Below are 23169 nucleotides of genomic sequence, written 5' to 3'. Positions count from 1 at the left end.
TGCTCCCGTGAAAACTGGGGTGAAGGGGATCAGGCCACTTCAGGCCATCAGTGCGGCGTGGATGGAGACAGCGGCCACCTTGCCGTGCTCCACCGCCTCCACCGTGAGGTCGCGGCCGCCCACGCGGCAGTCGCCACCGGCCCACACACGCGGCAGGCTGGTCTGGCCTTCGGCATCGGTGGCGATGCGACCGCCCTCCAGCGCAATGCGGCTGCCCACGGGCTCAGCCACAAAGGTCTGGCCGATGGCCTTGAGCACCATGTCGGCATCAAGCGTGAAGGTCTCGCCGGTTTCCACCAGCTTGCCGCCACTCAGCGCCGTGGCCGCGAAGCGCACGCCCTTCACCGCGCCGTTTTCGCTCAGCACCTCCTTGGGTGCGGCCCAGTGGCGAATGGTCACGCCATTCGTCTGCGCCCATTGCTGCTCCACGGCTGATGCCGACATGGCCTCTGCGCCACGGCGGTAGACGATGGTCACTTCTTCCGCGCCCAGCTTGCGCGACTGCACGGCAGCATCCACCGCCGTCATGCCGCCACCAATCACCACCACGCGGCGGCCCACCGGCAGGGTCGAGAGGTCGGTGCTCTGGCGCAGCTCGGCAATGAAGTCCACCGCATTGCGCAAGCCGGTGGCCGTGGGCTCGGCCACGCCCAGCGCGTTCACACCCTGCAGGCCCAGTCCCAAGAACACAGCGTCGTACGCGTCCAGCAGGCTGTCGAGCGTGATATCACTGCCTAGCTGCTGGCCGGTGCGCACTTCAATGCCGCCGATGGACAGCAGCCACTCCACTTCCTTTTGCGCGAAGTTGTTCGTGGTCTTGTAGCTGGCCAGGCCATATTCATTGAGGCCGCCGAGCTTGGGGCGCGCCTCGAACAGCACCACCTCATGCCCGCGCACGGCCAGGCCATGGGCGCAGGCCAGGCCCGCAGGCCCCGCGCCCACAACGGCCACGCGTTTGCCAGTGGCGGCTGCGCGCTGGAACAGGGGTGCACCGGGCTGGGTAAAGAAGGCGTCGGTGGCGTAGCGCTGCAGCGAGCCAATCTCCACCGGCTTGTCTTCGTTGGTGTTGCGCACGCAGGCCTGTTCGCACAGCACCTCGGTGGGGCACACGCGGGCGCACATGCCGCCCAGGGGGTTGGCCTCCAGGATGGCGCGGGCGGCGCCCCGGTTGTTGTCCTGCGCAATGCGGTGGATGAACGAGGGGATGTCGATGCCCGTGGGGCATGCCGTAGCGCAGGGGGCGTCGTGGCAGTAGTAGCAGCGCTCGGCCTCGATCAGCGCCTGCGCCCGGGTGAGCGGCGGGTGCGCGTCGCCGAAGTTGACGGCGTAGTCGGCCAGGTTCAGGCGTGCGGCATGAATGCCGCAGGCACGGCTTGCGGGTGTGTCCATTAGGCTTCCTCCGAGAGGGTGAGGGTGGGGGTCTGGGCGCCCAGGGGGCGTGCGAGCGCACGCCGCGCAGCGTTGGAGCGCCAGCCAGTGGCGCCAACCAATGCGGCACCAGCGTGAATGCTGGTGCACGCAAACTTCGGAGGTTTCATCGTGGTCCTCGCTGTGGGGTGCAGGTGCCCGCTGCTTTGGTGCGGCGGTGCCCTGCGTTGTGGGTCAATTTACCAACCCGTAAAAATTTACCAATTGGTAAAATCCCTACAGCAAACCGCGTGCCAGCCTCCAGCCAGCCAATTGCCAGTTTTCAGGCCCCGGCTTGTTCCACAATGGTGCAATGACTGCAGCCCGCCCGTCCCCTGCCAACCCCGCCCCCCGCCCCCGCAAGGTGGCCCGCCCGCCCGCTCTTGACGAGACCGCGCCCCGCGCACCCACGGCGTCGCGCTTGCTCAAGGAGCAAGGCATCCTCACAGAGGCGGAGAACCAGTTTGCGCAATTCGGCTTTGAGGGCGCCTCGCTGGAGAGCATTGCCGCCGCCATTGGCATCAGCCGCCACAACCTGCTGTATTACTTCCCGAGCAAGGAGGCGCTGTACCAGCGGGTGCTGGACGATGTGCTCACCCAGTGGCTGGCGGGCATGGAAGACCTGTCACACAGCGACGACCCGCAGCAAGCGCTGCGGCGCTACATCCGCGCCAAGCTGCACTACTCGCGCACGCGCCCCCAGGGCGCCAAGGTGTTCACCAAAGAGGTGATTGCGGGTGCACCACGGTATGGCACGGCCATCACCGAACGGGTGGCGCCGCTGCTCAAGACCGAGGTGCGCACCTTCGAGCGCTGGGCGCGCGAGGGCCGCATTGCCAAGGTCAACTTCACGCACCTGATGTTCATCATCTGGTCGGTGACCCAGGCGTACGCGGAGCAGGAGGCCCAGTTCGCCCTGCTGCTGGGCAAGCCCGCCCTGACCGAGCGCGACTACGAAAAGGCCGAAGAGCTGATCGTGCGCATGGTGCTGAGCGCGCTGGCGCCCGATGCGGTGGTGTAAGCAGGCACGGCACACCAGACGCTATATAAACAATAGCTGCTGGCGCAATCACCCTATGCGCCTGGGGCCGATTTCTTCATCTATGGGCGTCAAGTGCCCAAGGTTTTCAGCCGCCGGTACAGCGATCGCTCGCTGATGCCCAGCTGCCGCGCCAACGCCGCACGACTGCCCTGGTGGGTTGCCAGAGCCTGTTGCAGGGCCTGGTCGTCCAGCAACCTTCGTTGACGTGACGACCCGGCCAACGCCGCCGATGCACGCGGCTCCGCTGCGCCCTCCTCCACCCCACTCACGAGCGGCGGCAGGCCACAGGCAAGCGCTTGCTGCACATGCTCCGCGCCGATGGTGTCGCCATCACACAGCAAGGCGGTGCGCTCCAGCAGGTTGCGCAGTTCCCGCACATTGCCGGGGTAAGGCTGCGCCTCCAGCAAGGCCAGCGCAGCGCCAGACAGCTGCAGCGCCCGGGGCGGGGGCGCCACACGCTCCAGCAGCGCGCGTGCCAGCAGGGCAATGTCGCCCTGGCGTTCGCGCAGCGGTGGCAGGTGGATGGGGAAGGTGCTCAGGCGGTAGTACAGGTCCTCACGAAAACGCCCTGCAGCCACCATGTGCGGCAGATTGCGGTGCGTGGCCGATACCACGCGCAGGTCGGCATGCCGCAGCTCGGTGCTGCCCACGCGGCGGTAGGTGCCGGTCTCCAGCAGGCGCAGCAGCTTGACCTGCAGCGGCAGGGGGATGTCGCCCACCTCATCCAGAAACAGCGTGCCGCCGTCGGCCGCCTCCACCAGCCCCGGCCGGGCCTGGGTCGCGCCGGTGAACGCCCCTTTCTCATGCCCGAACAGCTCGGACTCGAACAGCGCCTCGGGCAGGCTGGAGCAGTCCACAGGCACCAGCGCACGCCGCGCGCGCAGGCTGCCCTGGTGCACGGCATGGGCCACCAGCTCCTTGCCCGTGCCGGACTCTCCCAGCAGCAACACCGCTGACTGCGAAGGTGCCACCCGCGCCACCAGGCCCAGCATCTTCTGGAAAGCGAGCGAACGCCCGATGAGCCCCTGCGCCGACGGCACCGGCTGCGCCGCCAGCGGCAAAGGCACCATCTTTTCGACAAAGAACCCCGTGGTGCCGTCCGCACCCGCCACCGGCGCCAGCTCGATCTGTACATATTCCTCACCTTGGGCGGTGTGGTGCACATGCAGCACCCGTTCGCGTTGTCCCGAGGCGCGCGCCTGCGCGAGTGGGCAGGACTCGCCCGCCTGGTCACACGGCACGCTGGCATGGTGGGACACGGCATGGCAGGTGCGCCCCACCACGCTGCCCTCCGCACCGCCTTCCGTACCGTCCGATGCACCGAACTGGCGGCGATAGGCCCCATTGGCCGCCATGATGCGATAGCGGTCGTCCAGCAGGATGTGTGGATCAGTCAGGCCCTCCAGAAAGGACACCAGTTCGGCAGGCAGCGCGGGGAGACGGGGCATGGCAACACTACGGTACAGGCAAAGGCCCTGAGGGTGCACCGGTTTCGCCGACAGGCCTTTGATCTATGCCATGCGGACTGCAATGGATGGCAGTTGGCAGTTAATTTGGCAGACGGAGTGGCAGTCCATCCGGCTGGGGCCGGACCTGCAGCGCGCCCGCTCACACGATATGCGCGCGCAACCTGTTGAATTCAAAGGCTTTTCATGCGGGACGCGTCATGGCAGGCCAGTCTTGCGGGTGATGGCACGTCGTTTGCGGTAAAGCATTGCCGCCCGCAGCGTTGCGGGCGGTGGCCGTCACCCCGCCGAGCCCCCCTATCGGCGCCACGGCCAGTCCTGCCTCTCTCTGAAAGCACCCCATGACCCTCCACCCCGCTACTCCCCATTGCTCCCTTCCAGGCACCGACGGCGATCCCTCCGCAGAGCGTCGGCAGCTGGTGCTGCTGACGGCGGCCACGGGCTGCGTGGCGGCGGCAGGGGTTGCCGTGCCCCTGGTGTCCAGCATGGCCCCCAGCGAACGTGCGCGGGCCATGGGCGCCGGTGTCGAGGTGGACATCAGCGACCTGGCGCCCGGTGGCGTGAAGACGGTGGAATGGCGAGGCAAGCCCGTGTGGATCATGCGGCGTACGCCCGAAATGCTGGCCGCCCTGCCCCAGCAAGACGCCGCGCTGGCCGACCCGGCCTCGCGCAAGGACCAGCAACCCGAGTACGCCCGCAACCCGCAACGCTCCATCCGCCCGGAGGTGTTTGTCACGGTGGGTATCTGCACGCACCTCGGCTGCTCCCCCACCGCCGTGCCTGCAGGCACCAGCAACCCCAGCGTGGGAGACCAATGGCAGGGTGGTTTCTTTTGCCCCTGCCACGGCTCCACCTTCGACCTGGCAGGCCGCGTCTTCAAGAACAAGCCAGCGCCCACCAACCTGGAGGTACCGCCGCACCGCTACGTGTCTGACACCCGGTTGGTCATCGGGGACGACGCAGCCTGAGCGATGGCAGCCGCCTGGGGCGGCGCATTGCCGGTTGCGCTTCGCGTCACACCTGCTTCTGCTGCCACAGCACATCCAGCACATGCTGGGTGGCGCGCTCTACCGGGCCCGCGCGGTGGGCAATGCCCAGGGGGCGCCACAGGCGGGGCTGCACCGGCAGCATGCGGATGCGCGGGTCCAGCGGCGTGGCGGTGGAGGCCTCGTGCGGCAGCAGCGTGGCTCCGTAGCCCGCAGCCACCAGGCTCTTGATGGCATCGTTGTAGTTGAGCTGGATGCGCGCCTTGGGTTGCTCGCCCGCCAGGGCCAGCCATTCGCTTGTCAGGCGCGACAGGCTGGTGCCGTCGTCATTCAGGATCAACGGCTGCCCCGCCAGCCACTCGGGTGTGACCCTGCGGAGCGCCGCCCAGGCGGAGGGGACAAACGCCATCACCGGGTCGCGCCGCCAGGGCATCACCGTCACCCCGCGCACCGAGGCCATGGGCAAGGCCACCAGGCCCACGTCCAGCGTGCCCAGCGCCAGCCGCGACACGGTCTCCTGTGACGTGAGCACCACCACCTGCACATCGATGCCGGGGTGGTGCCAGCCCAGCACCTCCAGCGCCTGGGGCAGCAGGTGCGCGATGGCGCCGGTGGACGCGCCCAGCCGCACCCGCCCCTCCAGCCCCTGCACCTGGCGCCGCACCAGGTCCATGGCCTCGTCGGCGTCGGCCAGCAGGCGCCGCGCCCGCTCCACCAGCACCTCGCCCGCGCCGGACGGCCGCACCTCGCCCCGCTTGCGCACCAGCAACGGCGCCCCAATCAACGCCTCCAGGTCGGCAATGTGCAGGCTGACGGTGGGCGGCGCCAGATGCAGCGTGCGGGCCGCTTCGGCAAAAGACCCGAGATCAGCGATGGTGACCAGGGTGCGCAGCCGGTCGAGATTGAGTTCGCGCATGACGTTCAGCAGAACTGATCTTGAAGTTTGTGAAATTCAACTTTTCAAAGTTTAGACCGGCGCCGAAGATTCCATATCCCCCCATGTCAGGAATCCGCACCATGACCACCCAGCCCCTTGTTTTTATTGACGGCGACCAAGGCACCACCGGCCTGCAAATCCACCAGCGCCTGCACGGCCGCACCGACCTGCAGTTGCTGACGCTGCCCGAGTCCGACCGCAAGAACCCCACCCGCCGCGCCGAAGCCATCAACAGCTGCGACATCGCCATCCTGTGCCTGCCCGACGCTGCCGCCCGCGAAGCAGTCGCCGCCATCCACAACCCCGCCGTGCGCGTGATCGACGCCAGCTCGGCCCACCGCACGGACGCGCAATGGGTTTACGGCTTTCCGGAGATGGATGCGGCGCAGGCCGCGCGCATTGCCAACGCGCAACGCGTCAGCAACCCCGGCTGCTACCCCACAGGCGCTATCGCCCTGCTACGGCCCCTGGTGCAGGCCGGCTTGCTGCCCGCCGACCATGCGCTCAACATCCATGCGGTGTCGGGCTACTCCGGCGGTGGGCGTGCTCGCGTGCAAGCGCACGAAGGCCCCGAAGCAGCCCATGCGCCCGCCTTCCAGGTCTACGGGCTGCAGCTGGAGCACAAACACACGCCCGAGATCACGCAACACGCCGGGCTGTCGCAGCGGCCGTTTTTCTTACCCTCGTACGGCGCCTTCCGCCAGGGCATCGTGCTGACCGTCGGGTTGCATCTGCGGCAGCTCGCGCCGGGCACACAAGGCGAACTCCTGCACGCCTGCCTGCAGCAGCACTATGCCGACGCCCCCTTTGTCGAGGTGATGCCTCCCGCCGCTACCGAAGCAGCCGAACACCTGGACCCACAGGCCCTGAACGGCACCAACCAGTTGCGGCTGGGGGTGTTCAGCAACGCCCGCCACGGCCAGGTGTTGCTGACCGCCGTGTTTGACAACCTGGGCAAGGGCGCCTCGGGGGCGGCAGTGCAGAACCTGGATCTGATGCTGAGCGGCGCGGCCTGACGGACGCGGGCAGAGCTGGAGAGGCAAAGCCTTCTCCCTCATGTTCTTGGGGGGGGTGTCTTGAAATGGCCACAAATGCCCGTATCATTAGCACTCACCGCAGACGAGTGCTAACACTGCGCTCCCTGCTGGCAGTTTGGTGGCCCCGGATGGCCGGGGCTGATTGAATCCATCAGCTTTTTTTACTGAAAACAGGAGCAATGCAATGAACCTTCGCCCTCTGCACGATCGCGTGATCGTCAAGCGTATTGAAAGCGAAACCACGACGGCCTCCGGCATCGTGATCCCTGACAACGCCGCCGAAAAGCCCGATCAAGGTGAAGTGTTGGCCGTGGGCCCTGGCAAGAAGAACGACAAGGGTGAAGTGATCGCCCTGAACGTGAAGGTCGGCGACCGCGTTCTGTTCGGCAAGTACTCGGGCCAGACCGTCAAGGTCAACGGCGACGAGCTGCTGGTCATGAAGGAAGACGATCTGTTTGCCGTGGTCGAGAAGTAATTTCTCGCCCCTGCGTTACTCATCTTTTCATAGCTGCTTGCGCTGATTGATCATGCGCTAGCAGCCAATTTGAACCCAATTTTCAGGAGCTCCAAAATGGCAGCAAAAGACGTAGTTTTCGGCGGCGAAGCCCGCGCACGCATGGTTGAAGGCGTGAACATCCTGGCCAACGCGGTCAAGGTCACGCTGGGCCCCAAGGGCCGTAACGTGGTGCTGGAGCGCTCGTTCGGCGCCCCCACCGTGACCAAGGACGGTGTGTCCGTGGCCAAGGAAATCGAACTGAAGGACAAGCTGCAGAACATGGGCGCCCAGCTCGTGAAGGAAGTGGCTTCCAAGACCAGCGACAACGCTGGTGACGGCACCACCACCGCTACCGTGCTGGCCCAAGCCATCGTGCGCGAAGGCTCCAAGTACGTGGCCGCTGGCCTGAACCCCATGGACCTGAAGCGCGGTATCGACAAGGCCGTGCTGGCCCTGACCGAAGAGCTGAAGAAGGCTTCCAAGCCCACCACCACCTCCAAGGAAATCGCCCAAGTGGGCTCGATCTCGGCCAACTCCGACGAGTCCATCGGCAAGATCATTGCTGACGCCATGGACAAGGTCGGCAAGGAAGGCGTGATCACCGTGGAAGACGGCAAGTCGCTGCAAAACGAGCTGGATGTCGTGGAAGGCATGCAGTTTGACCGCGGCTACCTGTCGCCCTACTTCATCAACAACCCAGAAAAGCAAGCCGCTCTGCTGGACAACCCCTTCGTGCTGCTGTTCGACAAGAAGATCAGCAACATCCGCGACCTGCTGCCCACGCTGGAGCAAGTTGCCAAGGCTGGCCGTCCCCTGCTGATCATTGCTGAAGAAGTCGAAGGCGAAGCCCTGGCTACGCTGGTGGTCAACACCATCCGCGGCATCCTGAAGGTTGTGGCTGTGAAGGCTCCTGGCTTCGGCGACCGCCGCAAGGCCATGCTGGAAGACATCGCCATCCTGACGGGCGGCAAGGTCATCGCTGAAGAAGTGGGCCTGTCCCTGGAGAAGGTCACGCTGGCCGACCTGGGCCAAGCCAAGCGCATCGAAGTGGGCAAGGAAAACACCATCATCATCGACGGTGCTGGTGCCGCTGCCGACATCGAAGCCCGCGTCAAGCAAATCCGCATCCAGATCGAAGAAGCGACCAGCGACTACGACCGTGAAAAGCTGCAAGAGCGCGTGGCCAAGCTGGCCGGCGGCGTGGCAGTGATCAAGGTCGGCGCTGCGACCGAAGTCGAAATGAAGGAAAAGAAGGCCCGCGTGGAAGACGCCCTGCACGCTACCCGCGCTGCGGTGGAAGAAGGCATCGTGGCCGGTGGTGGCGTGGCCCTGCTGCGCGCACGCCAAGCGGCTGGCGAGATCAAGGGCGACAACCCTGACCAAGACGCTGGCGTGAAGCTGATCCTGAAGGCCATCGAAGCCCCTCTGCGCGAGATCGTTTACAACGCTGGTGGCGAGCCATCGGTGGTGGTGAACGCTGTGCTGAACGGCAAGGGCAACTACGGCTTCAACGCTGCCAACGACACCTACGGCGACATGATCGAAATGGGTATCCTGGACCCCACCAAGGTGACCCGTACAGCCCTGCAGAACGCCGCTTCCGTGGCATCGCTGCTGCTGACGACCGAAGCCATGGTGGCTGAGGCTCCGAAGGACGACGCACCTGCTGCTGGCATGCCCGACATGGGCGGCATGGGTGGCATGGGCGGCATGGGCATGTAATTGCCCGGCCCCTGCGCAGCAGCCCAGTGCTCGCTGCGCAGTCCACAATGTAAAAGCCCGCAGGCCTTACGGTCTGCGGGCTTTTTTCATGGGCGCCAACGCGGGGCGTCAGCTTGCGGCGGCTTTACTCCCCGCTGGGCTGCACCCACCAGTAAATCAGCACCAGGGTACCAATACCGGTGAGCGACAGCAGCTGCCACCAGCCGGAGCGCCCAATGTCATGCAAGCGGCGTGCGCCCACGGCCAGCGCAGGCAGCAGCAGGGCCAGGGCAGCGATGCCGTAGAGCACCTGGCTGATCATGGTGGCAATCACCAGCACGCCGAGCTGGAACAGCGCGAACCACCAGAACTCGGAGCGTGGCGCACGGCCCGAAAACCCGGCGTACTGCGCGAAGCAGCTTTTGACAGCCGAAACAAAATCCATAGCGAACTCCCTCTCTTGAACAATCGTTGCTCGGTCACGGGGTATTCCCGCTTGGCCATGATAGAGGGGCGTTGCGACAAGTCCAGCCGGCTCGACACACACAGCGGCCACGCTGTGCCGCCCGCGCCACGGATTTTTAAAGTTAGACGCTATTATTTTTATAGCTACCAGCGCTTATTGCACTAGCGCATGGGGCGCTTTTTTGGCCGCAAACCCAGCGCCAGCGATCCCTCAGGCCGCCTTGCGCAGCGCCTGGGTGTCACGCGCCAGTTGCGTGATGCGCGCCCAGTCGCCCGCACGCACCGCGTCGGTGGGCGTGAGCCACGAGCCCCCCACGCAGCGCACATTGGGCAGCGCCAGGTAGTTGGAAGCGGTGGCGTTGGTGATGCCGCCGGTGGGGCAAAAGCTCACCTGGCCAAACGGGCTGGCCCAGGACTTGAGCAGCGGGATGCCACCCACGGCCTCGGCCGGGAACAGTTTGAGGAACGAGAACCCATCGGCCAGCGCCGCCATGATCTCACTCGATGTGGCCACGCCGGGCAGCAGCGGCAGGTTCAGGCCCTTGCAGGCGCTGCCCACGGCCGACGTGTAGCCGGGGCTCACGGCGAACCGCGCACCGGCTTCACTGGCGCGGCGGGCGTCATCGGCATTGAGCACCGTGCCCACGCCCACCACGGCCTCGGGCAGATGGCGGGCGATGGCTTCGATGGCGGGCAAACCGGCCGCGGTGCGCAACGTCACCTCCAGCACCTTCACGCCGCCGGCCAGCAAGGCCTCGGCCAGGGGCAGCGCATCTTCCACACGGTCGATCACGATGACGGGGATGACCGGGCCATGGCTGGCGATGTCGAGGGGATTCATGGGAGTGGAAGCAGAGGTTACAGCCATGTGCAGGCTCCTTGTTCGGCACCGCCTGCGTGGCGGCGAAAGTTGGTGAAGAGTTCACGGCCAAAGCCGATGGGTGATGGAGCGTTGAAGGGTGCCGGGGCGCGCGCGGCCCACTCGGCATCGTCCACCAACACATCGAGCGTGCCAGCGACTGCATCCACCCGCACGATGTCGCCATCGCGCACCTTGGCCAGCGGACCACCGGCCAGTGCCTCGGGCGTGACGTGGATGGCAGCAGGCACACGGCCCGATGCGCCGCTCATGCGACCGTCAGTCACCAGCGCCACCTGGAAGCCTTGGTTCTGCAGCACCGCCAGCGGGGGCGTGAGCTTGTGCAGCTCGGGCATGCCATTGGCCTGCGGCCCCTGAAAACGCACCACGGCCACCATGTCCTGGTTGACCTCGCCCGCGCTGAAGGCGGCGAGCAGGGCTTCTTGCGAATCGAAAACACGCGCCGGGGCTTGGACGATGTGGCGGTCTTCGGGCACGGCCGAGACCTTGATCACCGCACGGCCCAGGCGGCCTTGCAGAAGGCGCAGGCCGCCCGTGGGCGAGAAGGGTTCGCTCACAGGCCGCAGCACCGAGGTGTCGCCCGATACGACGGGGGCGCTCTTGCCGCTATCGGCAATGCCGCCCGCGTTCACGCTCATCACATCAGGGTGCATGAGGCCGCCTGCCAGCAGCTCGCGCAGGATCCACGGCGGGCCGCCTGCGGCCTGGAACTGGTTCACATCGGCATCGCCATTGGGATACACGCGGGCCAGCAACGGCACCACGGACGAGAGCTCGTCAAAGTCCGTCCAGTCGATCAGGATGCCTGCACTGCGCGCAATGGCCACCCAGTGGATCAGGTGGTTGGTGGAGCCGCCCGTGGCCAGCAGGGCCACCATGGCGTTGACGATGCAGCGCTCGTCCACCAGCTTGCCGATGGGGGTGAAACGCGATCCGCGCTTGCCGATGTCGAGCACGGTGCGCAGCGCCTGGCGGGTGAAGGCCTCGCGCGCCTCGGTGCCGGGGGACTCGAACGCCGCGCCGGGCACATGCAGACCCATGGCTTCGAGCAGCATCTGGTTGCTGTTGGCCGTGCCGTAGAAGGTGCAGGTGCCGGGGCTGTGGTACGCGGCGGACTCGGCCTTGAGCAGTTCGTCGCGGCCCACCAGGCCTTGTGCGTACTGCTCGCGCACCTTGGATTTGTCCTTGTTCGACAGGCCCGTGCCCATGGGGCCTGCAGGCACGAACACGCAGGGCAAGTGGCCGTAGTGCAGCGCACCGATCAACAAGCCCGGCACGATCTTGTCGCACACGCCCAGCAGCAGCGCGCCATCAAACACATCATGGGACAGCGCTACCGCAGTGGCCATGGCAATGGCATCGCGGGAGAACAGCGACAGCTCCATGCCGGGCGTACCCTGCGTCACGCCGTCGCACATCGCGGGCACACCGCCTGCCACCTGCACGGTGGCCCCCAGCCTGGCGGCTTCGTCACGCAGGATGGCAGGGTAGCCCTGGTACGGCTGGTGGGCCGAGAGCATGTCGTTGTAGGCCGTGACGATGCCGATGTTGGGCACCTTCTCGACCGTGACCTTGAACTTGTCAGAACCCGGCAGCGCCGCATAGGCATGGGCCAGGTTGGCGCAGCCCATGCGGTCCTGGGCGGGCTTGCGGGCGATCATGGCGTCAACGCCGGCAAGGTAAGCGCCGCGGGTGTCTGCGCTGCGCTGGACAATGCGCTCGGTCACGCGCGCTACAACTGGGTGCATGGAAGTCTCCATCGGTGGGTGGCAAGGCCCCATGCATGGTGCCGGGGCTCAGTATCTGAGGCCCTAGAATGTAACTCGATAACCACCCCGCTTCAACCCATGTCCCTGCAAACATTGCCCTTGCCGCCGTCCGAACTGGGCGAATCGCCCTTCTGGCACCCCACGGAAAAATCCCTTTACTGGTGTGACATTCAGGGACAAGCGGTGCATGCATGGCACCCCGAAAGCGGCCGCCACCGGCAATGGCGCATGCCCAGCGAGCCCGGCTGCTGCGCGCCAGCGGCGGATGGACGATTGGTAATCGGGTTACGAAACGGTTTCTATCTTCTGGACACGGCCAAGGACGGCGATGATCCCACCGCCCTCACCTGCCTGGCCCTGCTGCCGCCGGAGCAGCACGACACCGCGGTCCTGCGCTTGAACGACGGCCGCTGCGACACCGCAGGCCGCTTCTGGGCGGGCTCGGTCATCACGCCGCGCACGGCGCCGAATGCCGCGCTGTGGTGCCTGCAGGCCGATGCCAGCAGCGCCACCAGCTACCGCGTGCGCTACATGGCAGGCGACAACTTCACCGCCAACGGCCTGGCCTTCAGCCCCGACAACTGCACGATGTATTGGGCCAACACGCCGGAGCACCGTATCGATCAGTTCGACTTTGATGTGACCACGGGTGAGATCACGAATCGCCGCCCCTGGGTGCAGTTTGACCGCAAGGTGGACGGCCGACCCTACGGTGGTCGGCCCGATGGTGCAGCGGTGGATGTGGAGGGCAACTACTGGGTCGCCATGTACGAAGGGGCTTGCGTGTTGCAGCTTTCGCCAGCCGGTGAGGTGCTGCAGCGCATTGCCGTGCCGGTGCAGTGCCCGACCATGGTGTGTTTTGGGGGAGCGGATTTGCGGACGTTGTTCATTACGTCGGCGCGGGCGGGGAGGCCTGTAGAAGAGCAGCAGGCGGCGATTCCGGCGGGGTCGCTGTTCAGTGTGCGGGTGAAGGTGGCAGGACTGCCAGTCAACGCATTCCGATGTGCATAAGAAGGAGCGATCCAGCGTGCCCAGCGGCAATGTTTGCAGGCCCGTTTTCCCGGCTTACTGATTGGCCGTGTATCGCAGCCAGCCAGCAATCGTTCCGCTGCGCCCACCAACATCCTTGGGGTGCATCCGCCCTTCGCTGACGGGCACCTCTTCGAAGTCGAAAGGGCTCATTCCTTCAATACAGGCGACATTGATCCCGTATTGATGAGGAGAGGACCGGCGTTGATGAAACGTGTAGATGCCGCAGCGGGAACAAAAGTAGTGCTTGGCCTCGCGCATGTTGAACTGGTACAGGGTCAGTACGTCCGCGCCTTGCAATACCTTCATATCGCTCAAGTGGGCAGAAACAGCCACCGCGCCACGCATGCGGCAGTAGGAGCAGTTGCATCTACGGGCACTGCGCAAGCCGTCTGTGAGCCGTACCTCAAACCGAACTGCACCGCAATGACAGGCCGCTTGGTACATGGGCCGACTCTCAGTGGCGATTTCGCTCATACACAAACCTCGTCCTTGGAAATGGCAGTAGTCGCCATTCTCCGCGCTCAAGTCCCCGCTGCCACCACTCCCAACACGTCATAACACGCCCCCATGTTGTGATAGTCCACCTTCCCCGCATTGCTCTTTTCGCGGGTGGTGTTGCGGTTGTCGCGGTGCAGGATGCGAAACCACGCGCCGTGTTGGTGGTCCACAAAGTGGGCCCAGCAATAGGCCCAGATGCGGTCGTACCACTGCAAGTAGCGCTCGTCGCCCGTGCGCACCGCCAGCACCGCCGCACCCGCCACGCTTTCGGCTTGCACCCAGTGGTATTTGCCGTCGTCGCAGATGCTGCCGTCGGGCGCCATGCCGTAGTACAGGCCGCCGTGCTCGGCATCCCAGCCGCGCTCCACAGCCGCATCGAACAGGCGCTGCGCACAGGGCAGGTGCCAGTCGGCGGGCAGCAAGGCGTCGAGTTGCAGCAGCAGCTTGGCCCATTCGGTCTGGTGGCCAATCTGGTAGCCCCAGGGGCGGAAGATGTTGCTGCGGTCGTGGCGGTTGTAGTCCCAGTCCACGGACCAGTCGGCGTGGAAGTGTTCCCACAACCACCCTTCAGCGGCGGGAGCAAGGGCGGCGGTGGACAGCGCGGCCTGCCGCTGGCAGATGCCTTGTGCGAGTTGCTCCGCACGCTCGATGTAGCGATGCTCGCCCGTGGCGCGGAAGGCCGAGATCATGGCCTCGCAGGCGTGCATGTTGGCGTTCTGGCCCCGGTAACTGGTGAGTTGCCAGTCAGGGCTGGCCTCGTCGGCATACAGGCGTGCGGCGGGTTGCCAGAAATGCTTCTCAGCCGTTTGAAAAGCCTCAGCCAGCCAATCGCAGGCCTCGGGCACTCCGGCCTCGTAAGCGCGCGCATAGGCCAGCATCACAAAGGCCATGCCGTAGCAGTGGCGTGTGGCGTCTTGTATGGTGGGGCAGCCATCTTGCCAGTCGATCAGCCAAGCATAGCCGCCCGTCGCAGGATCGAGGAACGCTGTGCGTAGGAACGTGAGCGCGTGCCGCATGCCCACCTGGTAGCGCTCATCGCCCGTGGTGCGATAGAGCATGGCATGCGTGATTACAAAACGCGTGGCGCTGACGAGGTGGCGGGTGCGAGGGTTGTAGACCGTGCCATCGTCCAGAAAGAAATGGAACTGCCCGCCGCTCGGGTCGGTGGCCACGGGGTCGTAGAACGCCATGGTGTCCCGCAGATGCTGGCGCAAAAAGGCAGCGGAGCGGAAGTCTGGTAGGGGCGGAATCGCCATGGCATGTGTCTCCTGATCTGTGGGCTGTGGGCAAGAAACCGCGCTGGTTTCTGCCGGTGGGGCGCCTGGTCTCGCGCCCGCGCTACCCCGAGGACGGTGCGGTGCCGTGAAGGTCAGGCCGCGTTGCGCAGCAGGCCCAGCAGGCCCGCCGTGGAGCCATCGAGTCCGGCCACATCACCGCTCTCCAGGCGCGCCTCGATGTCCTTGGCCAGCACCTTGCCCAGCTCCACACCCCATTGGTCAAAGCTGTTGATGCCCCACAGGCTGCCGCTCACAAACACGCGGTGCTCCTGCAGCGCAATCAATGCGCCCAACGAGGTGGGGGTAAGGAATTCGAGCAGCACTAGCGTGCTGGGGCGGTTGCCGGGAAAGTGGCGGTGGCCGTCGTCGCTGGCCTTGCCCACCATCAGCGCCTGCGTTTGCGCCAGCGCGTTGGCCAGCAGCTTTTGCTGGTGGCCCGGCAGCGGGTGTGATGCCTTGCGCACGGCCACGATCTCCAACGGCAGCACGTCGGCGCCCTGGTGCAGCATCTGAAAGAACGCGTGTTGGCCGTTGGTGCCGGGCTCGCCCCACAGCACGGGCGACGTCACGCACGCCAGCGTGCTGCCGTCTTGCGCCACGCGCTTGCCGTTGCTTTCCATCTCCAGCTGCTGCAGGTAGGCCGAGTAGCGGCCCAGCGCCGCGTGGTATGGCGCGATGCAGCGGCTGGTGAAGCCGTGGAAGTTGCGGTACCAGACATCGAGCAGGCCCAGGCGCACGGGCAGGTTCTGCGCCAGCGGCGCGGTGCGGAAATGCTCGTCCATGGCATGCGCGCCCGCGAGGAAGTCGCGGAACCCCTGCGCACCAATCGCGATGGCGATCGGCAGGCCAATGGCCGACCACAGCGAGTAACGGCCGCCCACCCAGTCCCAGAAACCGAAGGTGGTGGTAATGCCCAAGGCGCCAGCGGCTTCGATGTTGGTGGTGAGCGCCGCAAAGTGGCGGGCTACATCGCGACCGCCCTGGGCAGCAAACCACGCGAGCGCCGAGCGCGCGTTGGTCATGGTCTCGGCCGTGGTGAAGGTCTTGGACGCGACCAGGAACAGCGTGCTCTCGGGCCGCAGGCCCTTGAGCACATGGTGCAGCTCGTACCCGTCCACGTTCGACACAAAGTGAAAGCGCTTGCCGGGGATGCGGAACTCTTCGAGCGCACGCACGGCCATGTGCGGGCCCAGGTCCGACCCGCCGATGCCGATGTTCACCACGTCGGTGATGGCGGCATCGCTGCGCACCCGCTCGGCGTACTGCAGCATGGCGTCAAGCGTGTGGTGCACATCGGCCAGGCGCTGCGCGGTCTCGGGCACATCACCGGGCAGGGCCACGCCTGCAGGGCGGCGCAGCAGCGTGTGCAGCACGGCGCGGTTTTCTGTGGTGTTGATGGCCTCGCCAGCAAACATCGCATCGCGGTGTTGCACCAGGCCGCAGTCGCGGGCCAGGTCCAGCAGCAACGCTTCGGTATCGCGGTCCCACAGGTTCTTGGACAGGTCGGCAAACACATGCGGGGCCGACTGGCTGAAGGCGGCAAACCGCTGGGCGTCCTGCGCAAACGCCTGGCGCATGTCCAGGTGCTGGCCATGGGAGGCGTAGTGGGCGGCCAACTGGGGCCACAGCGCAGACTGGTCGCAACGGAGGGGCATGGTCATCAAACAGGTAGGGTGAAAAGCGCCGAGATAGTAACTTGATTACACAATCAAATGGCTTATTGGCAGGTTCTTTTGAGTTACACGCAGTAGTAACAAGGCAGCATTCTTTGGAAAATCATGTAACGTGATTACAATCCCACGCAACAAAACGAACCACCCCATCACGGAGACACCATGAGTTTTGACCTCGTCCTGTTCGGCGGCACCGGCGACCTTGCCTGGCGCAAGCTCATGCCCGCATTGTTTCAGGCATTCCGACATGGCACGCTGCCTGAGGGGGGGCGCATCATCGCGGTCGCACGCGACGACCTGAGCGACGAACAATACCGCAGCCTGATCCAGTCGCGGTTCGACAGCGTGGAACTGGCCAAGCGCCCCAGCCCGGACGAGTTTGCACGCTTCGCGGCACTGCTGCATTACCTGCGCATGGACCTGTCCAAAACCCAGGACTACGAGCGCCTGGCCGAGACACTGAAAGCGCGCGGCGCCGAATCGGTGGTGATGTACGTGGCCACCGCGCCCAGCCTGTTCACCAACGTGTGCGAGCAGATCGCCGCCGTGGGCCTGAACGGTCCCACCACCCGCGTGGTGCTGGAAAAGCCCCTGGGCCACGACCTGCAGTCCAACCAGGCCATCAATGACACGCTGCGCCGCGTGCTCAAGGAAGAACAGGTCTTCCGCATCGACCACTATCTGGGCAAGCCCTCGGTGCAGAACCTGTTTGCGCTGCGCTTTGGCAATGCGCTGTTCGAACCCCTTTGGCGCCGCGAGACCATTGCCAACATCCAGATCACGATTGCCGAAGAGCTGGGCGTGGAATCGCGCGGCGCGTTTTATGACCAGACCGGCGCGCTGCGCGACATGGTGCAAAACCATGCGCTGCAGCTGCTGTGCGCCATCGGCATGGAGCCGCCCATCAACTCCAGCGCCAACGCCATCCGCGACGAAAAGCTCAAGGTGCTGCAGTCGCTCAAGCCCTGGACGCTGGAGACTATCGGCCAGCACGTGATCCGTGGGCAGTACGCCGCCGGCAACCACCAGGGCCAGCCCGTGCCCGGCTACGCGCAAGAAAAAGGCGTGGCCGCCAGCAGCACCACCGAGACCTTTGTGGCGCTGCGCACCGAGATCAGCAACTGGCGCTGGGCGGGCGTGCCGTTTTATATCCGCACTGGCAAGCGGCTGGCGGGGCGCGACGCGCACATCGTCATCAACTTCCGCCCCGTGCCCCACCCCATCTTCAAGACGCCTGCAGGCGCCGCCAACCGGCTGGTGATCAACCTGCAACCCAAGGACGGGCTGGAGCTGCACCTGATGGCGCAGGGCGCCGCCCAGCACCAGACCGAGCCCGCGCTGTCGCAGGTGCACCTGAACCTGGACTTTGACCAGCGCTTTGGCACCGAGCGCGTGGGCGCCTACGAGCGCTTGCTGCTCGACGTGATTGCGGGCCGCCTGAACCTGTTTGTGCGCAGCGACGAGCAGGAAGAAGCCTGGCGCTGGGTAGAGCCCATCCTGCAGTACTGGAAGAACGACCCAGCAGGCCCGCGCCCCTACCCCGCCGGCAGCTGGGGCCCGCGTGCCGCGAGCGCGATGATTGCGCGCGACGGGTATTGCTGGAGCGAGGAGATGTGAAACGGAAAAGGGCCCGCCAGGGCCTTTTTTTCTAAGCGCAGACAGATCAGCGAGGGTCGCGTACAGGTCCCACCAGCTCGATCGGCAACCCGTCCGGGTCGGCAAAAAAGGTGAACAGCGCCCCGGTGAACGGGTCCGTGCGCACCGGCTCCACGGCCACGCCGTGTGCCGCCAGGGCAGCGACACTGGCCGCCATGTCGGCCACGCGCAGGGCCAGGTGGCGCAGTCCACAGGCCTCGGGGTAGGACGGGCGTGCAGGTGGGTTCGGAAACGAAAACAGCTCCACCTGCGTGCCATCGGGCAGTTGCAGGTCGAGCTTGTACGACTGCCGCTCGGCGCGGTAGTGCTCGTGCACCACCTGCAAACCCAGCACCTCGGTGTAGAAGCGGCGGGAGCGGGTGTAGTCGCTGGCGATGATGGCCACGTGGTGCACACCGGTGGGGCGGAGCATGGGCGGCGGTGCGCTGTTGCTGCTCATGCGTCCGAGCCCGCAATGTCCAGCGCGCGCGATGCGCCAAACAGCGCGGGCGTGGCGCTGGGGTCGATGACCCAGCAGGGAATGGTCGCCAGATAGGACTGGAAGCGCCCTTTGGATTCAAACCGTGCGCGGAACGGGGACTGGTCAAACCACGTGCCCAGTCGCGGCACCATGCCGCCGCCCAGGTACACGCCACCGCGCGCACCCAGCGTGAGCGCCAGGTTGCCCGCCACACTGCCCAGAAAGCCGCAGAACAGCTCCAGCGCCTCCAGCGCCAGCGGGTCGTTGGCCTGCAGCGCCAGCTCGGTCACCTGCGCGGCGGAGCTGACTTCCTTGCCACCGCGCTGGGCCAGCCGGCGCAGCGCGTGGTACAGGTCCACCAGCCCGGCGCCACACACGGCGCGTTCGGCCGACACGTGGCCGTAGCGCTCTTGCAGAATGCCCAGCACATCGAACTCGCGCTGGGTCTGCGCGGCCAGCGTGACATGGCCGCCCTCGCCGGACAGCGGCACCCCCAGGCTCGAGCCGGGCGGAAACACCAGGCCCGACACGCCCAGGCCCGTGCCCGGGCCCAGCAGCGCAATCGCAGCGCCCGGCACGGCCACACCGCCGCCCACGGGGCGCAGCTGCTCGGGCGTGAGCAGGGGCAGCGCCAGCGCGAGTGCGGTGAAGTCGTTGATGACCACCAGCCGCTCAAAACCAAAGACCTCGCGCACAGCGCGCTGCGAGAAGCTCCAGCTGTGGTTGGTCATGCGGATGGCGTCTCCCGTGACCGGGTTGGCAATGCCAAACGCCGCCTCGCGCGGGGTGGCGATGTTCACTTCGGCCAGGTAGGCCGCTAATGCGGCGTCCACCGTGGGGAACTGTGCGCAGGGCAGCACACGGGTGTCGTGCAGGGGGCCATCGGGCTGGTCTTGCCAGGCCAGGCGAATGTTGGTGCCGCCAATGTCGGCCAGCAGGCGCAGGGGTGTCATGCGGTGTTTTTAAGCAAAAACAGCTGCCAGCGCTAGTAGAAAGCGCCAAGCAGCTATTGTTTCAATAGCAACCAGTGTGCTGTCCCGCAAATAGCTGCACGAAATGAAATCGATGACATCGCGCCCAGAGCAAGGCGCAAACCGCAGTGATAGCCGTCGCTATCGCGAGGATTTGCAACGCAGCCCTGGGGGTGAGGACGCGATTTCATGTGCAGCTATTTGCGGGACAGCACACTACATGCAACGATCCGGCAGCGCTTGCGCCGCGCGGCTCACGCCAGCCGATTCTCGCTGCTGGCGTCAAACCAGTGGGCGTTGGCGGGCTCTACCGCCAGGCCCACGGCGTCGCCGGGCTGCACGCGGGTCTGAGCGTCGGTGCGCAGCGTGACGCTGCCTGCGGCCGTGTCCACCATCACATAGGTGTCGGGGCCTGTGGGCTCGACCACGCTGACGCGGCCGCGCCACGGGGCCGTCTCCTGCATCACCAGGTGCTCGGGGCGCACGCCCAGCAGCACCTCGTTGGCACTGGCGGGGGCTGCCAAGTTCAAGGCTGCGCCCTGGATGCCAAACTGCCCCCCCATGACCGCACCGCGCAGCAGGTTCATGGTGGGCGAGCCGATGAAGGTGGCCACATAGGTGTTGGCCGGGCGGTTGTAGATGTCGTCCGGCGTGCCCAGCTGCTGCACCACACCGCCCTTCATCACCGCGATGCGCGAGCCCAGCGTCATGGCCTCGACCTGGTCGTGTGTGACGTACACGCTGGTGATGCCGCTGGCCTGGTGCAGGCGCTTGATTTCGGCGCGCATCTCCACGCGCAGCTTGGCGTCCAGGTTGGACAGCGGCTCGTCAAACAGAAACAACTGCGGCTGGCGCGCCAGCGCCCGGCCCATGGCCACACGCTGGCGCTGGCCACCGGAGAGCTGGCTGGGGCGGCGGTCCAGCAGGTGGCTGATCTGCAGCATGGTGGCCACTTCGTCGATGCGCTTTTGGCGCTCGGCCTTGGGCATCTTGCGCATCTCCAGCGCAAAGCCGATGTTGTCGGCCACGCTCAGCGTGGGGTACAGCGCGTAGCTCTGGAACACCATGGCGATGTCGCGGTCGCGTGGGGGCATGCCCACCACGTTCTTGCCGCCAATGCGGATCTCGCCCTCAGTGGGTTCATCGAGCCCCGCAATGATGTTGAGCAGCGTGGACTTGCCGCAGCCCGAGGGGCCGACCAGGATGAGGAACTCGCCGGGCGCGACGTGGATGTCCACCTTGCGCAGCACTTCCACGCTCTTGTCGCCCTTGCCAAAGCGCTTGTTGATGCCTGCAATGTCGAGTGATGACGCCATGATTTATCCCTTCACCGCGCCGGCCGTCAGCCCGCGCACAAAAAATTTACCTGCCAGCACATAGATCACCATCGTGGGCAAGCCCGCAATGATCGCGGCCGCCATGTCCACGTTGTAGGCCTTCACGCTGCTGCTGGTGTTGGCCAGGTTGTTGAGGCCCACGGTGATGGGCTTGGACTCGGTGCCCGAGAACACCACGCCGAACAGAAAATCGTTCCAGATGTTGGTGAACTGCCAGATCAGCGTGACCATCACGATGGGTGTGGACAGCGGCAGCACGATGCGCCAGAAGATCTGCCAGAAGCTTGCGCCGTCCATGCGTGCGGCGTTCACCAGCTCCTTGGGGATGGCCGCGTAGTAGTTGCGAAAGAACAGCGTGGTGCCCGCCAGCCCCGCCAGGCAGTGCACCAGCACCAGCCCAGTGATGGAGCTGGACAGCCCCAGCCAGCCCAGCACCTGGCTCATGGGCAGCAGCACGACCTGGAAGGGCATGAACACGCCAAACAGCAGCAGGCCAAACAGCGTGTCGCTGCCGCGAAACTTCCACAGGCTCAGAACATAGCCGTTGAGCGCGCCCCACACGGTGGAGATCAGCACGGCCGGCACGGCCATGGCCACCGAGTTCCAGAAAAACGGGCGCAGGCCGTTGCAGTCCACGCCCGTGCAGGCGCTCTGCCAGGCCGTGCCCCAGGCCGACCAGTTCAGCGATCCCGGCAGCGCCAGCAGCGACGTGCTGCGGATCTCCTCGGCATCCTTGAACGACGTGACCAGCATGGCGTACAGCGGCAGCAGAAAAAACGCGGTGGCCAGGGCCAGCACGCCATAGACCAGCAGGCGGCCCACGGACGGAAACACAGAGGGCTTAGCGGTCATGGGGTTTGCTCCGCAGTTCGCTGTAAAGGTAAGGAATCACCAGGGCCGCCACAGTGGCCAGCATCATGGTGGCACTGGCCGCGCCCAGCCCGATCTGGCCGCGCGAGAACGACATGGTGTACATGAAGGTGGCGGGCACATCGGTGGCAAAGCCGGGGCCGCCGGCCGTCAGCGCCATCACCAGGTCAAAGCTCTTGATGGCCAGGTGCGACAGCACCATGAGCGTGGAGAAGAACACCGGCCGCAGCGCGGGCAGCACGATGCGCCAGTAGATGCGCGGCAGCGACGCGCCATCGACCTGCGCGGCCTTGATGATGCTGTCGTCAATGCCGCGCAGCCCGGCGAGGAACAGCGCCATGGCAAAACCGGCGCTTTGCCAGATGCCGGCGATGACCACACAGTAGATGGCCATCTCGGTATCCACCAGCCAGCCAAATTCAAAGTTCGTGAAGCCCCAGTCGCGCACCATTTTTTCGATGCCCAGGCCGGGGTTGAGCAGCCACTTCCAGGCCGTGCCGGTCACCACGAACGACAGCGCCATGGGGTACAGGTAAATGGTGCGTAACGCGCCCTCAGCGCGGATCTTCTGGTCCAGCAGCACGGCTAGCACCACTCCAATCACCAGCGATCCGCCCACATAGCCCACGCCAAAAATGCCCAGGTTCTTCAGGGCCACCCACCAGCGGTCCATCTCCCACAGGCGCTCGTACTGCGCCAGGCCCGCCCATTCGTAGTTGGGCAGCATGCGCGATGCGGTGAGGCTGAGCACGCCGTTCCACACCATGAGGCCATAGATGAAGGCAAAACCCAGCACGAACGCCGGGGTCACCACCAGCCTGGGCAGCCAGGTTTCAAAGGAATTCTTCATTGCTTGCGAATCTCTCTTGCGTACGCACTGCACACGCTGCGTGCGCGGTAGGCGCTGTACGCGGTGTCTCGATCAGTCACTGAATCACCGTTTCACTCATTCACACATTCACTTTGTGTCACATGAAAAAAGGGGGGTGCGCACAGAGCACCCCCCAATGAACAAAGTGTTTACCTCAAACTAACTCGCTACTCACTCACTTAGAACCTGTTCAAAATCTGTTCGGGGATCGCATTGGAGTGCAATCGGGATGAGTGGATGCCTTGGATGCGCCGCATGGGCTCGTGCCCATGCAAGCAGCCGAGGCGTCCAATCGCCCGATTTCACTCCAACCCTTCGGGCAAGTGCCTTGCCGGGCG

General features: G+C 65.5%; 22 protein-coding genes. 7 read left to right on the top strand and 15 right to left on the bottom strand.

All coding sequences use genetic code 11. The features are described from left to right. Positions 1-39 precede the first annotated feature (39 nt). On the bottom strand, positions 40-1389 hold the full coding sequence (locus ACODSM_RS21440) for an NAD(P)-dependent oxidoreductase (protein ID WP_488806834.1): 1350 nt from the start codon (positions 1387-1389) through the stop codon (positions 40-42). Next, complete coding sequence (locus tag ACODSM_RS21435; protein WP_488806833.1) at positions 1389-1538, bottom strand: hypothetical protein; 150 nt, start codon at positions 1536-1538, stop codon at positions 1389-1391. The genes ACODSM_RS21440 and ACODSM_RS21435 overlap by 1 nt, the downstream gene beginning before the upstream one ends. A gap of 182 nt (positions 1539-1720) precedes the next feature. Here ACODSM_RS21435 and ACODSM_RS21430 point away from each other — a divergent pair, with 182 nt between their 5' ends. Next, entirely contained in the window at positions 1721-2428 is a 708-nt protein-coding gene (locus ACODSM_RS21430; protein WP_488806832.1) for a TetR/AcrR family transcriptional regulator, read from the top strand. Between the two features lie 89 nt (positions 2429-2517). Here the strand turns inward: ACODSM_RS21430 and ACODSM_RS21425 are convergent, their stop codons facing one another. Then, positions 2518-3897: a sigma-54 interaction domain-containing protein gene (locus tag ACODSM_RS21425; protein ID WP_488806831.1), complete on the bottom strand. Its 1380-nt coding sequence runs from the start codon at positions 3895-3897 to the stop codon at positions 2518-2520. A gap of 359 nt (positions 3898-4256) precedes the next feature. Here ACODSM_RS21425 and petA point away from each other — a divergent pair, with 359 nt between their 5' ends. Then, a complete protein-coding gene (petA, locus tag ACODSM_RS21420) occupies positions 4257-4883 on the top strand; it encodes a ubiquinol-cytochrome c reductase iron-sulfur subunit (RefSeq protein ID WP_488806830.1) in 627 nt (208 codons plus the stop codon). Positions 4884-4929: 46 nt separating this feature from the next. Here petA and ACODSM_RS21415 read toward each other — a convergent pair whose 3' ends face one another. Then, positions 4930-5817 carry a LysR family transcriptional regulator gene (locus tag ACODSM_RS21415; protein ID WP_488806829.1) on the bottom strand — a complete coding sequence of 296 codons (888 nt, stop codon included), beginning with the start codon at positions 5815-5817 and terminating at the stop codon, positions 4930-4932. Positions 5818-5918: 101 nt separating this feature from the next. Here ACODSM_RS21415 and argC point away from each other — a divergent pair, with 101 nt between their 5' ends. From argC to groL, 3 genes are all read left to right on the top strand, one after another. Then, positions 5919-6854: an N-acetyl-gamma-glutamyl-phosphate reductase gene (argC, locus tag ACODSM_RS21410; protein ID WP_488806828.1), complete on the top strand. Its 936-nt coding sequence runs from the start codon at positions 5919-5921 to the stop codon at positions 6852-6854. 205 nt (positions 6855-7059) lie between these two features. Next, positions 7060-7350 carry a co-chaperone GroES gene (locus tag ACODSM_RS21405; RefSeq protein WP_015012625.1) on the top strand — a complete coding sequence of 97 codons (291 nt, stop codon included), beginning with the start codon at positions 7060-7062 and terminating at the stop codon, positions 7348-7350. Positions 7351-7446: 96 nt separating this feature from the next. After that, entirely contained in the window at positions 7447-9093 is a 1647-nt protein-coding gene (gene groL / locus ACODSM_RS21400; RefSeq protein ID WP_015012624.1) for a chaperonin GroEL, read from the top strand. A gap of 124 nt (positions 9094-9217) precedes the next feature. Here groL and ACODSM_RS21395 read toward each other — a convergent pair whose 3' ends face one another. The 3 genes from ACODSM_RS21395 to edd form a co-directional block, all read right to left on the bottom strand. After that, positions 9218-9517 (bottom strand): DUF805 domain-containing protein, encoded by a 300-nt coding sequence (locus ACODSM_RS21395; RefSeq protein WP_015012623.1) that lies wholly within the window; start codon positions 9515-9517, stop codon positions 9218-9220. 231 nt (positions 9518-9748) lie between these two features. Continuing rightward, complete coding sequence (eda, locus tag ACODSM_RS21390; protein WP_343736333.1) at positions 9749-10378, bottom strand: bifunctional 4-hydroxy-2-oxoglutarate aldolase/2-dehydro-3-deoxy-phosphogluconate aldolase; 630 nt, start codon at positions 10376-10378, stop codon at positions 9749-9751. 17 nt (positions 10379-10395) lie between these two features. Beyond that, complete coding sequence (gene edd / locus ACODSM_RS21385; RefSeq protein ID WP_488806827.1) at positions 10396-12165, bottom strand: phosphogluconate dehydratase; 1770 nt, start codon at positions 12163-12165, stop codon at positions 10396-10398. 99 nt (positions 12166-12264) lie between these two features. On the opposite strand from edd, the gene ACODSM_RS21380 reads away from it, so the two are divergent. Further along, positions 12265-13197 carry an SMP-30/gluconolactonase/LRE family protein gene (locus tag ACODSM_RS21380; protein WP_488806826.1) on the top strand — a complete coding sequence of 311 codons (933 nt, stop codon included), beginning with the start codon at positions 12265-12267 and terminating at the stop codon, positions 13195-13197. 54 nt (positions 13198-13251) lie between these two features. Here ACODSM_RS21380 and ACODSM_RS21375 read toward each other — a convergent pair whose 3' ends face one another. The 3 genes from ACODSM_RS21375 to pgi all read right to left on the bottom strand — a co-directional run bounded on the left by ACODSM_RS21375 (position 13252) and on the right by pgi (position 16654). Next, positions 13252-13692, bottom strand: a complete 441-nt coding sequence (locus ACODSM_RS21375; protein ID WP_488806825.1) for a GFA family protein — start codon at positions 13690-13692, stop codon at positions 13252-13254. 47 nt (positions 13693-13739) lie between these two features. Then, the gene (locus tag ACODSM_RS21370; protein WP_488806824.1) at positions 13740-14972 is read right to left on the bottom strand and encodes an AGE family epimerase/isomerase; all 1233 of its coding nucleotides are present in this window, start codon (positions 14970-14972) and stop codon (positions 13740-13742) included. 113 nt (positions 14973-15085) lie between these two features. Further along, a complete protein-coding gene (pgi, locus tag ACODSM_RS21365) occupies positions 15086-16654 on the bottom strand; it encodes a glucose-6-phosphate isomerase (RefSeq protein WP_488806823.1) in 1569 nt (522 codons plus the stop codon). 174 nt (positions 16655-16828) lie between these two features. Between pgi and zwf the strand changes: the two genes are divergently transcribed. Beyond that, positions 16829-18283, top strand: coding sequence for a glucose-6-phosphate dehydrogenase (gene zwf, locus ACODSM_RS21360; protein ID WP_015012616.1), 1455 nt, complete (start codon positions 16829-16831; stop codon positions 18281-18283). A 46-nt stretch (positions 18284-18329) separates the two neighbouring features. Here zwf and gloA2 read toward each other — a convergent pair whose 3' ends face one another. The 5 genes from gloA2 to ACODSM_RS21335 form a co-directional block, all read right to left on the bottom strand. After that, positions 18330-18761, bottom strand: coding sequence for an SMU1112c/YaeR family gloxylase I-like metalloprotein (gene gloA2, locus ACODSM_RS21355; RefSeq protein WP_488806822.1), 432 nt, complete (start codon positions 18759-18761; stop codon positions 18330-18332). Beyond that, positions 18758-19735, bottom strand: coding sequence for a glucokinase (gene glk / locus ACODSM_RS21350; protein WP_488806821.1), 978 nt, complete (start codon positions 19733-19735; stop codon positions 18758-18760). Before glk ends, gloA2 begins: the two co-directional genes overlap by 4 nt. 272 nt (positions 19736-20007) lie before the next feature. Beyond that, positions 20008-21069: an ABC transporter ATP-binding protein gene (locus ACODSM_RS21345; RefSeq protein ID WP_488806820.1), complete on the bottom strand. Its 1062-nt coding sequence runs from the start codon at positions 21067-21069 to the stop codon at positions 20008-20010. Positions 21070-21072: 3 nt separating this feature from the next. Beyond that, on the bottom strand, positions 21073-21942 hold the full coding sequence (locus tag ACODSM_RS21340; protein WP_015012612.1) for a carbohydrate ABC transporter permease: 870 nt from the start codon (positions 21940-21942) through the stop codon (positions 21073-21075). Beyond that, positions 21932-22810, bottom strand: coding sequence for a carbohydrate ABC transporter permease (locus tag ACODSM_RS21335; protein ID WP_015012611.1), 879 nt, complete (start codon positions 22808-22810; stop codon positions 21932-21934). The genes ACODSM_RS21340 and ACODSM_RS21335 overlap by 11 nt, the downstream gene beginning before the upstream one ends. Between the last annotated feature and the right edge of the window lie 359 nt (positions 22811-23169).

Source organism: Acidovorax sp. FG42 (assembly GCF_057809195.1).
The sequence above is the reverse complement of the archived record's forward strand: the minus strand, read 5'-3'. Positions and strand labels throughout refer to the sequence as shown.

What these genes read in the sequence shown, in the direction of transcription:
- ACODSM_RS21440 (WP_488806834.1), bottom strand. Translation starts at nt 1,389, where the DNA reads ATGGACACACCCGCAAGCCGTGCCTGCGGCATTCATGCCGCACGCCTG.
- ACODSM_RS21435 (WP_488806833.1), bottom strand. Translation starts at nt 1,538, where the DNA reads ATGAAACCTCCGAAGTTTGCGTGCACCAGCATTCACGCTGGTGCCGCA.
- ACODSM_RS21430 (WP_488806832.1), top strand. Translation starts at nt 1,721, where the DNA reads ATGACTGCAGCCCGCCCGTCCCCTGCCAACCCCGCCCCCCGCCCCCGC.
- ACODSM_RS21425 (WP_488806831.1), bottom strand. Translation starts at nt 3,897, where the DNA reads ATGCCCCGTCTCCCCGCGCTGCCTGCCGAACTGGTGTCCTTTCTGGAG.
- petA (WP_488806830.1), top strand. Translation starts at nt 4,257, where the DNA reads ATGACCCTCCACCCCGCTACTCCCCATTGCTCCCTTCCAGGCACCGAC.
- ACODSM_RS21415 (WP_488806829.1), bottom strand. Translation starts at nt 5,817, where the DNA reads ATGCGCGAACTCAATCTCGACCGGCTGCGCACCCTGGTCACCATCGCT.
- argC (WP_488806828.1), top strand. Translation starts at nt 5,919, where the DNA reads ATGACCACCCAGCCCCTTGTTTTTATTGACGGCGACCAAGGCACCACC.
- ACODSM_RS21405 (WP_015012625.1), top strand. Translation starts at nt 7,060, where the DNA reads ATGAACCTTCGCCCTCTGCACGATCGCGTGATCGTCAAGCGTATTGAA.
- groL (WP_015012624.1), top strand. Translation starts at nt 7,447, where the DNA reads ATGGCAGCAAAAGACGTAGTTTTCGGCGGCGAAGCCCGCGCACGCATG.
- ACODSM_RS21395 (WP_015012623.1), bottom strand. Translation starts at nt 9,517, where the DNA reads ATGGATTTTGTTTCGGCTGTCAAAAGCTGCTTCGCGCAGTACGCCGGG.
- eda (WP_343736333.1), bottom strand. Translation starts at nt 10,378, where the DNA reads ATGAATCCCCTCGACATCGCCAGCCATGGCCCGGTCATCCCCGTCATC.
- edd (WP_488806827.1), bottom strand. Translation starts at nt 12,165, where the DNA reads ATGCACCCAGTTGTAGCGCGCGTGACCGAGCGCATTGTCCAGCGCAGC.
- ACODSM_RS21380 (WP_488806826.1), top strand. Translation starts at nt 12,265, where the DNA reads ATGTCCCTGCAAACATTGCCCTTGCCGCCGTCCGAACTGGGCGAATCG.
- ACODSM_RS21375 (WP_488806825.1), bottom strand. Translation starts at nt 13,692, where the DNA reads ATGAGCGAAATCGCCACTGAGAGTCGGCCCATGTACCAAGCGGCCTGT.
- ACODSM_RS21370 (WP_488806824.1), bottom strand. Translation starts at nt 14,972, where the DNA reads ATGGCGATTCCGCCCCTACCAGACTTCCGCTCCGCTGCCTTTTTGCGC.
- pgi (WP_488806823.1), bottom strand. Translation starts at nt 16,654, where the DNA reads ATGACCATGCCCCTCCGTTGCGACCAGTCTGCGCTGTGGCCCCAGTTG.
- zwf (WP_015012616.1), top strand. Translation starts at nt 16,829, where the DNA reads ATGAGTTTTGACCTCGTCCTGTTCGGCGGCACCGGCGACCTTGCCTGG.
- gloA2 (WP_488806822.1), bottom strand. Translation starts at nt 18,761, where the DNA reads ATGAGCAGCAACAGCGCACCGCCGCCCATGCTCCGCCCCACCGGTGTG.
- glk (WP_488806821.1), bottom strand. Translation starts at nt 19,735, where the DNA reads ATGACACCCCTGCGCCTGCTGGCCGACATTGGCGGCACCAACATTCGC.
- ACODSM_RS21345 (WP_488806820.1), bottom strand. Translation starts at nt 21,069, where the DNA reads ATGGCGTCATCACTCGACATTGCAGGCATCAACAAGCGCTTTGGCAAG.
- ACODSM_RS21340 (WP_015012612.1), bottom strand. Translation starts at nt 21,942, where the DNA reads ATGACCGCTAAGCCCTCTGTGTTTCCGTCCGTGGGCCGCCTGCTGGTC.
- ACODSM_RS21335 (WP_015012611.1), bottom strand. Translation starts at nt 22,810, where the DNA reads ATGAAGAATTCCTTTGAAACCTGGCTGCCCAGGCTGGTGGTGACCCCG.